Source organism: Candidatus Profftella armatura, from assembly GCF_000441555.1.
GTDB classification, from domain to species: domain Bacteria; phylum Pseudomonadota; class Gammaproteobacteria; order Burkholderiales; family Burkholderiaceae; genus Profftella; species Profftella armatura.
In genome coordinates, this window is the sequence record NC_021885.1 from 257,085 (window position 1) to 269,797 (window position 12,713).

Sequence of the window (12,713 nt, forward strand, 5' to 3'; positions counted from 1 at the left end):
TATTCTGTTTCTGAATTTATCTCGAATCATTCTTGAGAAAAAAACTAATAATTCTATTAATGCATTAAAAAATATAATATGGGGTAAAATACCTGAAATAGAAAATTATAAAGATACTAAACTTAAAATAAATATGTATAAAAAAAATAATAAATTAGTATATACTACTCATATAGTAAAACACTGTTGTCAAATAGGAGAAATTGATTTAAATAATATTAGTATTATAAAAAATCCAATAGATTTAAATAAATTACAAAAAGATCTAGATATTCTAAAAATTAATTGTAAAAATATTTTAAAAATATGTATTTCTAAAAAATTTTTATTTGCCGATATTTTATTAAACAAAAAAAATAACTTATATAATGAATCAATATTTTTGAGTAAAGCATTAGAATTAATTCATATTTTTGTTAATTATCATAAAATCATTATAAATAATGATTTATTACCATTTTCTTTAAAATATATCAGGATTTATAAAAAAATTCCATTAAATATAAAATTATATTTAATTTGCAAAAAGGTAGAATTAAATGGATCTTATCAGCAATATGATATAATATTTTATGATAATAAAGGAAATATGTGTTTAAAGTTAAAAGATTTAATTTTTAAAAAATCAAATAAATTAATAAATATTGATGAAATTTTTTCTAATTTATGAAAAAATTTTTATAAAAATTTTATTTAATAAAATATTTTAATAATTATGATAGATATAAAATTACTTCGTAAAAATATTAATACTATTGCTTCTATTTTATTAACTCGTAATTTTTTTTTAGATGTAAATGAATTTCATAAAATAGAATTAGAGCGCAAAAAAATACAGTTATATACTGAAAATTTAAGAAATAAAAGAAAAAAAATATCTCACAAAATAGGTCAAATGAAAGGTACTATAAATAATAAAGATATTATTACTTCAATGACAGAGAAAGTTATTAAAATTGGAAATGATTTAAAATCTTCATCTGAAAAATTAAAAAAAATCCAATTAAAACTTAACAAATTTATATTATCAATACCTAATTTACCCCATAAAACAACTCCAATAGGCCTTAAAGAATCCGATAATTTAGAATTACGTAAAATCTCTAATCCACCTATTTTAAATTTTGTAGCTAAAGATCATGTTGATTTAGGAATAGAATTAGGTTTAGATCTTGATTCCGCAATTCAAATAACTAGTGCTCGTTTTTCTGTTCTCAAAGGAGATATTGCTAGTTTACATAGGGCATTAACACAATTTATGTTAAATACTCATATTAATGATCATGGATATACTGAATGTTATATTCCATATATTGTTAATGAAAATTCTTTATACGGAACAGGTCAATTACCAAAATTTGAAGAAGATTTATTTATTGTAAAAAGAGGAGGTGAAAATGAAAATAAAGTAAATGAAAAGTTATTATATTTAATTCCAACATCTGAAGTACCATTGTTAAATTTATTTCGTAATAAAATTATTTGTTTTGATATGTTGCCTATTAAATTAACAGCATATTCACCATGTTTTCGTTCTGAATCTAAAAGTTATGGGAGTGATACAAGAGGAATCATTCGACAACATCAATTTGATAAAGTAGAAATAGTACAAATTGTGAATCCAGATGATTCTTATCATGTATTAGAAGAAATGTTAGAACATGTAGAAAATATTTTAAAAAAATTAGGTTTAGTGTATAGAATTATTACATTATGTACCGGGCAAATAGGATTTAGTGCAGCAAAAACTTTTGATATTGAAGTATGGCTTCCAGGTCAAAATATATATCGTGAAATTTCATCAATTTCAAATTGTGAAGATTTTCAAGCAAGACGTTTAAAAAGTCGTTTCCGAAAAAATAAAGAAAAAAAACAAGAAATGGTTCATACATTAAATGGGTCTGGATTAGCTGTTGGAAGAACTTTAGTAGCTTTATTAGAAAATTTTCAAAGAAAAGATGGTAGTGTTGATATACCATCAGTTTTACATCCTTATATGAATGGAGTTACTAGTTTAAAAAAAATAACTAATAAAAAATATATATTTTAAATAGTATTTTTAAAACTTTTTAATAAACAAAAATTATTCCATAATTTATATTTATTATATGGGTTATTTAATAGATATGAAATTTCATTAGTAACTAATATTAATATATCTTCAATGTAATATAAATCACCTGGATAAATATTTAAAACAGCATTTTTTTCATTTTCTGTTTTTATAATTTGTTTATTTTTATTGTCTATTATTTTTTCAACAATTTTTTCGCTAATTAATTGTAATTTAATTTCTCTTCCCATAAAAATTAAAATAGAAGGATGATAATAAGTTATATATTTATTTAAGTCTATAAAATTACATTTTAATGTAATTTTTTTTTGCATATTAAATATATGCAAAATATTATTAAGTAATTCTTCTTCCTCTTTTATGTGAAAATCATTCATTATAAATAGATAACTAGTTTTATCAATTTTATTAATATCTTTACATAAAATTATAAGCATTTTATTTTCATATATTTTATCTTTCTTTTTATTAAAATAATTATTTGACTTAAATGATATTAAATTTATTATTTTTTTATTATTATATAATTTATTACGTTCTATCCATATTGGATTAATGCCAATTTCATTAAGTATAGTCATATAAATGATTAATTTTTTACTAATTTTATTTATATTCATAGTTTTAATTCATTAAGAAATTTAATTATTTAATTTTTAATAATACGATCAGAAATAGTTTTTACAATTTTATTTCTAATATAAAGTGGTTGAACTTTATCTGATGTAACTAATTTATTTTTAATTGCTGTATAATAACCTAATTTTGCAATTTGACGCGCAGATGGAATAATTAATTTTTGAATATTATTAGTGGTTAGTATACATTTATCAAACAATATAGAATTGTAAAATTTATTTTTATACGCTTTTAATCCATTTCCACATAAAATTGGATTTCCTGTTGGGGTAATACATTCAATTGAGGATAAAGTAGGTTTAGTAATAATATCCCATCCTATATCTGAATTTATATAACTATATTGTGCCCAATATACTTTTCCCATATGAGCATCTAATATAGTTAAAACATCTTTTATATTAAAATATTCATAACAAGCTTGCGCCATTGCTTCTAACGTAATAATGGGAGCCACTAATAATTTTGCTCCGAATGATAAGCCTTGCGTGATACCGCACGCAATTCGTATACCAGTAAAGGATCCTGGCCCAATTCCACATGCAATAAAACTGCATTGATTTAGTTTAATTTGAGCATGTTTTAATATCATTTGTATCATTGGTAAAACACATTGTGAATGTTTATTTTTATTATAAGATTCATAACTAAATAAACTATACTTATTTAGCAATGCTACACTTGAAATTTCAGTGGATGTTTCTATTGCAAGAATTGTGAACATTTTTGAAATTAAATTTTTAAAATTTTTTAAAATATAAATATTTATGACTTTTTTAAAGCTTAATAAGAATAATAAAAATAATTTAAAATTAGCTATTTTACAAAAAAAATGGATTATAGCTTGTTTATGCGCAAGATGGTGTGATAATTGCCGAAAATATAAAATAAATTTTTTTAAATTATCGCAACGTTATTTGAAATATTATTTCGTTTGGATTGATATTGAAGATCAATACCATATTATTGGTGATTTTGATATTAATAATTTTCCTACTTTGCTTATTCAATATGGTAATAAGGTACTTTTTTTTGGAGAAGTAGAATCTAAAATTTCTTTGACAGAATTTATATTTAATAATATATATCAAAAAAATAAAGAATTAAATTCTAATTTTTTATTAGAAAAAGAAAATAAATTTTGGCAAAAAAATATTGAATTAAGTTTTAGGTTAAATAAAAATTATTTATGAAATTAATTTTATTAAAAATAAATTAAAAATAATTAATATATTAGTTTATAATATTATACAATTATAATATTATAAAAATAATTTTAATATATAAATATATGAACGGAGATGTGGCCGAGTGGCTAAAGGCACTTCCCTGCTAAGGAAGCATACGAGTTTTATTGTATCGTGGGTTCGAATCCCACCATCTCCAATAAAATTTATAAAATTTTTTAATTTTAAATATTTCAAATAATTGATTAAGTAAATTTATGTAATTTTTTCTTTCTTTCATTTTCTTTTAAAAAACGTTTTCTTAAACGAATATTTTTTGGAGTTATTTCCACAAGTTCATCATCATTGATAAATTCAATTGCATATTCTAGTGTTATCTTAATAGGCGATATAAGCTGTATAGCTTCATCACTTCCGGAAGAACGAATATTTGTAAGTTGCTTTTCTTTGATTGGATTTACAAGTAAATCATTATCTCTAGAATGAATACCAATAATCATTCCTTCATATACTAAATCGTTATGATTAATAAATAAACGACCACGGTCTTGTAATTTCCATAAAGAATATGCAACTGCTTTACCAGAATATTGAGAAATTAATACACCATTTCTGCGTTTTCCTAAATCATATTTTGATTTATTGTAAAACGGCGCGTATTCCTCAAATACATGACTTATTAACCCAGTTCCTCGTGTTAATGTTATAAATTCATTTTGAAAGCCAATTAATCCTCTAGATGGAATACGATATTCTAAACGCACTCTTTCTTTTTCATTAATTTCTATATTTTTTAAATCTCCACCACGGTAATTAAGTTTTTGCATAATAATACCTTGATTAATTTCCTCAATATCTACAAAAAGATTTTCGTATGGTTCATACAGTTCACCATTTAATGTTTTAAAAATTACACGCGGGCGAGATACTGATAACTCATAACCTTCACGACGCATATTTTCTATTAAAATAGTTAGGTGTAATTCTCCTCTTCCGGATACCTCGTAAATTGAATCATCATGTTTATTTTGAGTTACACGAAGTCCTATATTATTCTTAATTTCGTGATCAAGACGATTTTTAATTTGACGTGTTGTAATAAATTTTCCCTCACGCCCAGCTAAAGGAGAGTTATTAACCATAAAATTTATCGTTAAAGTAGGTTCATCTATATTTAACATTGGTAAACCATTTGGTTTACTTGGGTCACAAATAGTGGAACCAATACAAATTTCTTCAATTCCAGTAATTAAAACAATATCTCCAGATAATGCTTCGTTTACTAATACACGATCTAAACCTTTAAAAACTCGAATTTGATTGATTTTAGCTTTATTGGGTTTGTCATCTGGTCCATTCATAATCACTACATCTTGTAGAGATTTAATACGCCCACTTAAAATTCTTCCAATACCTATTTTTCCTAAATACGAAGAATATTCTAATGATATTATTTGTAATTGTAGTGGGTTATTAGAATTATCTTTGTGTACAGGAACATATTTTAATATAGCTTCAAATAATGGAATCATATTACCTTGACGAGCTTTTGAATTTTCATTTGCGTAACCATGTAATGCTGAAGTATAAATTACTGGAAAATCTAATTGTTCTTCTGTTGCGCACAGTTTATCAAATAAATCAAAAGTTGCATCAACTACCCATTCTGGTCGAGCATTAGATCTATCAATTTTATTAACTACAACAATTGGTTTAAAACCTAGTTTTAAAGCTTTACGTGTTACGAAGCGTGTTTGAGGCATAGGTCCTTCTACTGCATCAATAAGAAGTAAAACATTATCTACCATTGATAAAATACGCTCAACTTCTCCACCAAAATCAGCATGACCAGGAGTATCAATAATATTAATTCGAGTACCATTATACTCAATAGAACAATTTTTAGAAAAAATTGTAATACCCCGTTCTTTTTCGATTTCATTTGAATCCATTATACGCGCATTAATATTTTGATTTTTACGAAATGTTCCTGATTGACGCAATAAATGATCAATAAGAGTAGTTTTACCATGATCAACATGAGCAATAATTGCTATATTCCTGAAAGAACGTTTTGTTTTTAACATAAAATTTATAAAATTAATATCAATTTAATATACTAAAATTAGTTAATATTTTTATAAAATATAATTATTAAAATAATGAAATGAGACGAACTGGAGTTAATAAAAAAAAATTATTTATAAAACCAATCCCAAGAAATTGACAATTTTTTTTATTATAAACACGAACTTTATTATTTGAAATAAAACCTGATTTAATTAATATATAAATATTTTCATCAGATAAAAATAAATTTTGTCCATGTAAAAAACGTTTAGATAATAAATCTGATAAATAAATAATTCCAAATGATGATAATAAAATATCTATTGGAATTAATGATGAAATACGTTCATATTCTGAGTATTTAATAATTGTATCAATATTTAAACACTTATCTAATGTTAATTTATCAATTCCAATGCGACGTAAGTATTTTAAATGCGCGCCACATCCTAACATTTTTCCTATATCTTCACTAAGTACACGTATATATGTCCCTTTGCTACAATGTATACGTAAAGTTAAATATGGAATAGTGTAATCGATTATTGTAATTTTATATATCTTAATATATCTTAATTTTCTTTTTATGGTTATACCGGATCTAGCATATTTATATAAGGGTATTCCTTTATATTTTAATGCAGAATACATCGGCGGAATTTGAGAAATTTTTCCATGAAAATTTATTAAAATTTTTTCAATAATTTCTATTGAATTTGGAATATTTTTATTAAAATCAATGATTTTACCTTCAATATCCCCTGTTTCAGTAGTAATTCCTAAATGTATAATAGCTTCATAATATTTATCTGCCTCAGATAAATAATTAGAAAATTTTGTTGCCTCTCCAAAACATAAAGGCAATAAACCTGTTGCAAATGGATCTAATGTACCAGTATAACCAACTTTTTTAGCATTTAATAAATATTTGATTTTTTTTAATGCATTATTACTAGATAAACCATATGGTTTATCTAGTAATAAAACACCATGAATAATATTTTTATTTTTTTTAATATGAAATTGCATACAATATTTAATCTATAATTTAATTAAAATAAAAATATTAAAATTAATTATTAGTATTTTTATTTAAAACCCCATCGATTAATTTAGATATCATCATAGCATTTTCTATAGAATTATCATAAAAAAAATTAAGAATAGGCAAGGTATGAATGTGTAATTTTTTAGAAAGCTTAAATCGAATATAATTTTTAGCTTTAGATAAATTATCTAAAATATTTTTAATAGAAATATCTTTATTAAAAGTTGTAAAAAAAATTTTAGCATAAGAATAATCTAAAGTTATTTTTACTTCTGTAATTGTAATAATATTTATTATTGGATTTTGAATATCAAATGCAATAATTTCTGAGATATCACGTTGAATTTGATTTTCTATTCGAGATAATCTTTCTAAAGTATTTTTTTTTTGATTCATTTTATTTATTTAAAATTTATTTTTTAATATTTATATTATTAATTAATTTATTTATTAATTTATATATTTTTTGTAATTGTATGAACTTCGAAAATTTCAAGACGATCTCCTATAACTATTTCATTATAGTTTTTTAATGAAATACCACATTCAAAACCAGCTTTTACTTCCTTAACGTTATCCTTGAAACGTTTTAATGAATCTAGTTCTCCCGTCCAAATTATATTTTTATTACGTAATATTCGAATTTTTGAATCACGACGTATAAGTCCTTCTAAAATATAACAACCAGCAATTTTACTAACTTTATTAACCAAAATAACTTGACGAATTTCAGCTAATCCTAATAAATTTTCTTTTTTTTCTAAAGGTATTAAATTCGTTATTTCTGATTTAATTTCTTTAATAATATTATAAATAATATTATGATAACGAATATTTATATTGTTAATTTGAGCTAATTTTCTAGTAGATGCATCAGCCCGCACATTGAATCCAATAATTATTGCTTTAGAAGCAATTGCTAAATTAATATCTGATTCATTAATATTTCCAACTGCATTATGTATTACTTGTATTTTAACTTTATCAGTTGATAAATTTTTTAAACTTTCTGTTAAAACTTCTCGTGATCCATAAACATCTGTTTTAATAATTATTAATAAATTTTTTACTTTTTCCTTATTAATATCATTAAACATATTTTCCGTTTTATGGAGTTTTTGTTTCGATAATTTAACATCACGAAATTTACCTTGACGAAACAAACCAATTTCACGAGCTTTTTTTTCATTTAATATAACAAATAATTCTTCTCCTGAAAAAGGTACTTTTGTTAATCCTTGAATTTCCACAGGAATTGATGGGCCAGCTTCAAGAATATTTTTACCATTTTCATTTAACATAGATCGTATTCGACCATAACTTGCGCCAGCAACGACTATATCACTACAACGTAGTGTACCAGATTGTATTAAAACAGTAGCCACAGGCCCTTTTCCTTTATCTAATCGAGATTCAATAATTACCCCTTTTGCTGGAGTTGTAACAGGAGCTTTTAATTCCAAAATTTCAGCTTGTAATGAAATATTTTCTAGCAATTTATTGATACCCACACCAGTTTTTGCGGAAATAGATATAAAAGGGGATGCGCCACCATATTCCTCTGGAATTACTTGTTCAGAAATTAAGTCTTGTTTTATACGATCTAAATTAATATCTAATTTATCAATTTTATTAATAGCTACTATTAATGGAACTCCACTAATTTTAGCATGTGCAATTGCCTCTCGTGTCTGAGGCATTACTCCATCATCTGCAGCAACTACTAAAACTACTATATCAGTAACTTTAGCTCCTCTAGCTCGCATCGCAGTAAATGCTTCATGCCCAGGAGTATCTAAAAAAGTAATTGATCCATGATTTGTTACAACATTATAAGCCCCAATATGCTGGGTGATTCCTCCCGCTTCACTAAATACTACATTAGTTTTTCGAATATAATCTAATAAAGAGGTTTTTCCATGATCAACGTGCCCCATAATAGTAACAATAGGTGCTCTAACTAATGATTCAGCTGTAATATTTTTATTATATTCATTTAACAGAAAAGATTCAGGATCATTTAATTTAGAAGCATGTGCGACATGCCCCATTTCTTCAACCAAAATCATTGCGGTTTCTTGGTCTAAAACTTGATTAATAGTAACCATTTGTCCTAATTTCATCAGGTTTTTAATTACCACTGATGATTTTACCGACATTTTATGCGCTAATTCTGAAACTATAATAGTTTCAGGAATATATATATTTTTAATTATAGAATCAGTTGGTATTTGAAAATTTGTTTTATAATTTTCATTATTTTTATAATTTTTTTGTATTATACGATTATTACCACGATTATTTCTACGTTTTTTATGAAAATTATTATTCAATTTATGTGATTTTTTTTCTAATTTAGTTGTATTTTTATTGAATATATTTAATTTTTTTATATCTTTTTTTTTATTTGATGATTTATTGGATTTATTTAACATACTTTAAAAGTATATAGGATTTATATATAACATTTATTTAATAATATTTATTTTTTAAAATTTTTGTAATTTTAGTAATTTTTATAAAAATATTAATTAATAATATATTCTTTTATAGAATTTTTGATTTGATTGATTAGTAGAAATATTAATTTTCCATCCGGTTAAATTTGATGCTAATCGTACATTTTGTCCATTACGACCAATTGCAATTGCTAAATTTTCTTCATTAACTATTACATCCATCATATGTTTTTGTTCATTTACTATCATAGAGAGTATATTTGCAGGAGATAATGCACTAATAACAAATTTTTTTGGGTCCTTTGACCAAAGTATAATATCAATACGTTCTCCTCTAAGTTCCCCAATAACAGCTTGTACACGAGATCCTCGTATCCCAACACACGCTCCAATTGGATCTATATGTTTATTTAGAGAATATACAGCTATTTTTGAACGAATACCTGGATCACGTGCAGCTGATTTAATTTCTAAAGAACCTTGTTCTATTTCAGGAACTTCTAATCTAAATAAATTTATAATAAATTCCGGTGAAACACGAGATAAAATTATATAAGGTTTTTTATATATTTTATTGTTATTATAATTACATTCAATTTGTTGAATATAAGCACGTAAACGATCTCCAATTCGAAAATTTTCTTTTGGAATCATTTTGTTTCTTGGTAAACGAGCTTCAATTCTTCCCAATTCAACAATGGCATCTCCATTGTATTCTATACGTTTAACTGTTCCAACAACTAAGGAGTCATTTTGTTTAAGAAAATCAGATAAAATTTTTTTACGTTCTGCGTCTCGAATACACTGCAAAACTAACTGCTTAGTATCTTGAGCAAAACGACGACCAATATCAACCGATTCTATTGGTTCTTCAATATAATCATTAATTTCTATATTTGGAATTCTTTCTAAAGCCTCAAAATGCAATACTTCTTGATCAGGTAATTGAAGCCCGGCATCATTTGGTACAACATGCCAACGACGAAAAGATTCAGAAAATCCTTTTTCTCGATCAATTGATACACGAATATCAACTTCGCCTTTATAACGTTTTTTTGTTGCTTGAGCAAGCGCATGCTCTAAAGATTTAAAAATCACTTCTTCATCGATATTTTTTTCTCGTGCTAAAGCATTTATTAAGTATAAAATTTCACGACTCATATTGACCCCCGAAATTTACTTATAAATATAAAAATATATTTTATCTAAATTATATAATAATCTATTATTACATTTTTTAAAATAAATATTAATTATTAATTTCTAAAAATTCCATAATAATTAACTTTTAATTTTTTTATTTTATAAAGTATATATTTAAATATTTATATTATAAATTAATTTAATAATTTTTATTATATATTTTAAAAATTTTTTACATCATTTTAATTCAAAAAATCAATTTATTAAAATTTTTATATACTTAATTTAAATTATATGTGAGTAATAAATTATTAACAACATTTTTTTTTAATTCCTTTAAATATCCTCGTTTAAATTCATGTGGTAATTTAATTATTCCATAACGAATACGAATTAAACGAGATACAATTAATCCAAATACTTCAAACATTTTACGTACCTCTCTATTGCGACCCTCATAAATTATTACTTTATACCATTTATTAGAACCATACCCTCCTGCTTCAGAGATATTTGAAAAACGCGCTAAACCATGTTTTAATTTAATTCCTTTAATTAATTTTATTTTTATATTCTTTGTTAATTTTCCTAATATTCGTACAGCATATTCACGTTCAATATTATAACGAGGATGCGATAATCTATTTACTAATTTTCCTGAATTAGTAAATAATAATAAACCCTCTGTATTAAAATCAAGTCTTCCAATAGACAACCATTTTGAATATTTTATATTTGGTAAATTATCAAATACTGATGGGCGATTATTTGGATCATTGTAACTAACAATTTCACCTGAAGGTTTATAATAAATTAATATACGAATATTATTTTTATAAATTTTACTCTTTAATAATTTTCCATTAATTTTAATGCAATCATTTAGAGCAATACGTTGACCAATATGCGCTGTTTTATTATTTATAGAAATACAACCAGAAATAATTAATTTTTCTATATTTCTTCGAGAACCTATACCAATACTTGCTAGTGCTTTTTGTAATTTTGGAAAATTATTATTTTCTTCTGAGTCAATATTTTTTGAAAAATTTTTAATATATTGAAATATCATAATATTTTAATAGTAATAAAAATAATTTTAATTTTATTTACAATTGAATATAATGTGATATTCCAATTTTTTTAATTAGTTTTAACTGTGTCTCTAACCAATAAATATGTTTTTCAGTATCACACAGAATATTTATTAATATATTCTGTGAAATAAAATCATTAAATTTGTTAATATTTAAAATTTCTTTTTTTATTGTAATTTGAGAAATTTTTTCTAATTTTAAATCATTTCTTAATATTTCTATAATATTTTTTCCAACTTTTAATTGACGTAATATTTTCATATTAGGTTTGCCATTAAGCATAAGAATTCTATCAATTAATTGATCAGCATGCTTCATTTCTTCCATAGATTCTTTATATTCTTTTTTAGACATTTTTATAAACCCCAAATTTTTACATATTTTAGAATGTAAAAAATATTGATTAGCCGCAGAGAGTTCGTTTATTAATTGAAAATTAAGTGATTTAATAATAGATGAATTATGCATAAAATTCCATAAAATTAATAAAAATTTTTATAAGTTAAGTAATTATTTATTTATATTTTTTAAAACGCAAATATTGAATAGTTTTTAGTTGAGCAATAATAATTGCTAATTTAGCTTTAGTTATTGAATAATCAATATTTGATTTTTTATTATATAAAATATTTTCAAGTAAAATTTTTTCTTTTTCTATTTGTTTTTCAACTAAATCAGAGCCATGAATTGCTGTATCCGCTAAAACAATTACAGAATCAGGTTGTATATCTATAATTCCTCCAGAAACAAAAATACATTTTTCTTCTATTTTTTTACTAATTTTTATTCTTATAAATCCTGGTTTAATACATGTAATTAATGGAGAATGCAAAGGATAAACCCCTAAATCCCCTAATTCTCCGGGTAACACTATAAATTCTATATTTTTATTAGAAAATAATAAACCTTCAATTGATACTATATCAATACGCATAGCATGAATTGTCATAAATTTTTACAATATATAATTAAATTTAAAATAACGTTTATTTATTT

General features: G+C 23.5%; 10 protein-coding genes, 1 tRNA gene and 2 pseudogenes. 3 read left to right on the forward strand and 10 right to left on the reverse strand.

From position 1 onward, the window contains the following. Positions 1-715: 715 nt before the first annotated feature. Positions 716-2,050, forward strand: coding sequence for a serine--tRNA ligase (gene serS, locus SSDC_RS01025; protein WP_020915463.1), 1,335 nt, complete (start codon positions 716-718; stop codon positions 2,048-2,050). Here the strand turns inward: serS and SSDC_RS01030 are convergent. Together SSDC_RS01030 and tsaB are read right to left on the reverse strand one after the other, a co-directional pair. Beyond that, complete coding sequence (locus tag SSDC_RS01030) at positions 2,047-2,655, reverse strand: hypothetical protein (RefSeq protein ID WP_144417482.1); 609 nt, start codon at positions 2,653-2,655, stop codon at positions 2,047-2,049. The two genes, serS and SSDC_RS01030, sit on opposite strands and share 4 nt — an antisense overlap. A 68-nt stretch (positions 2,656-2,723) precedes the next feature. Then, on the reverse strand, positions 2,724-3,437 hold the full coding sequence (gene tsaB / locus SSDC_RS01035; RefSeq protein WP_020915465.1) for a tRNA (adenosine(37)-N6)-threonylcarbamoyltransferase complex dimerization subunit type 1 TsaB: 714 nt from the start codon (positions 3,435-3,437) through the stop codon (positions 2,724-2,726). Positions 3,438-3,480: 43 nt separating this feature from the next. Here tsaB and SSDC_RS01040 point away from each other — a divergent pair, with 43 nt between their 5' ends. Together SSDC_RS01040 and SSDC_RS01045 are read left to right on the forward strand one after the other, a co-directional pair. Then, complete coding sequence (locus SSDC_RS01040) at positions 3,481-3,906, forward strand: thioredoxin family protein (RefSeq protein WP_020915466.1); 426 nt, start codon at positions 3,481-3,483, stop codon at positions 3,904-3,906. Positions 3,907-4,010: 104 nt separating this feature from the next. Further along, positions 4,011-4,099 (forward strand) — tRNA-Ser (locus SSDC_RS01045). Positions 4,100-4,145: 46 nt separating this feature from the next. Here the strand turns inward: SSDC_RS01045 and typA are convergent. The 8 genes and pseudogenes from typA to SSDC_RS01085 all read right to left on the reverse strand — a co-directional run bounded on the left by typA (position 4,146) and on the right by SSDC_RS01085 (position 12,666). Beyond that, positions 4,146-5,987 carry a translational GTPase TypA gene (gene typA / locus SSDC_RS01050; protein WP_020915467.1) on the reverse strand — a complete coding sequence of 614 codons (1,842 nt, stop codon included), beginning with the start codon at positions 5,985-5,987 and terminating at the stop codon, positions 4,146-4,148. Positions 5,988-6,054: 67 nt separating this feature from the next. Next, positions 6,055-6,999: a tRNA pseudouridine(55) synthase TruB gene (truB, locus tag SSDC_RS01055; RefSeq protein WP_020915468.1), complete on the reverse strand. Its 945-nt coding sequence runs from the start codon at positions 6,997-6,999 to the stop codon at positions 6,055-6,057. 43 nt (positions 7,000-7,042) lie between these two features. Beyond that, the gene (rbfA, locus tag SSDC_RS01060) at positions 7,043-7,414 is read right to left on the reverse strand and encodes a 30S ribosome-binding factor RbfA (protein WP_020915469.1); all 372 of its coding nucleotides are present in this window, start codon (positions 7,412-7,414) and stop codon (positions 7,043-7,045) included. A gap of 59 nt (positions 7,415-7,473) precedes the next feature. Next, positions 7,474-9,429: pseudogene (infB, locus tag SSDC_RS01065) on the reverse strand (translation initiation factor IF-2); the annotation flags it as partial. Between the two features lie 150 nt (positions 9,430-9,579). After that, positions 9,580-10,638: pseudogene (gene nusA / locus SSDC_RS01070) on the reverse strand (transcription termination factor NusA); the annotation flags it as partial. 262 nt (positions 10,639-10,900) lie between these two features. Next, positions 10,901-11,692, reverse strand: a complete 792-nt coding sequence (locus SSDC_RS01075) for a pseudouridine synthase (protein WP_020915472.1) — start codon at positions 11,690-11,692, stop codon at positions 10,901-10,903. Positions 11,693-11,729: 37 nt separating this feature from the next. Then, positions 11,730-12,185: a bacterioferritin gene (gene bfr / locus SSDC_RS01080; protein ID WP_020915473.1), complete on the reverse strand. Its 456-nt coding sequence runs from the start codon at positions 12,183-12,185 to the stop codon at positions 11,730-11,732. A gap of 46 nt (positions 12,186-12,231) precedes the next feature. Beyond that, positions 12,232-12,666, reverse strand: coding sequence for a F0F1 ATP synthase subunit epsilon (locus SSDC_RS01085; protein WP_020915474.1), 435 nt, complete (start codon positions 12,664-12,666; stop codon positions 12,232-12,234). Positions 12,667-12,713 lie beyond the last annotated feature (47 nt).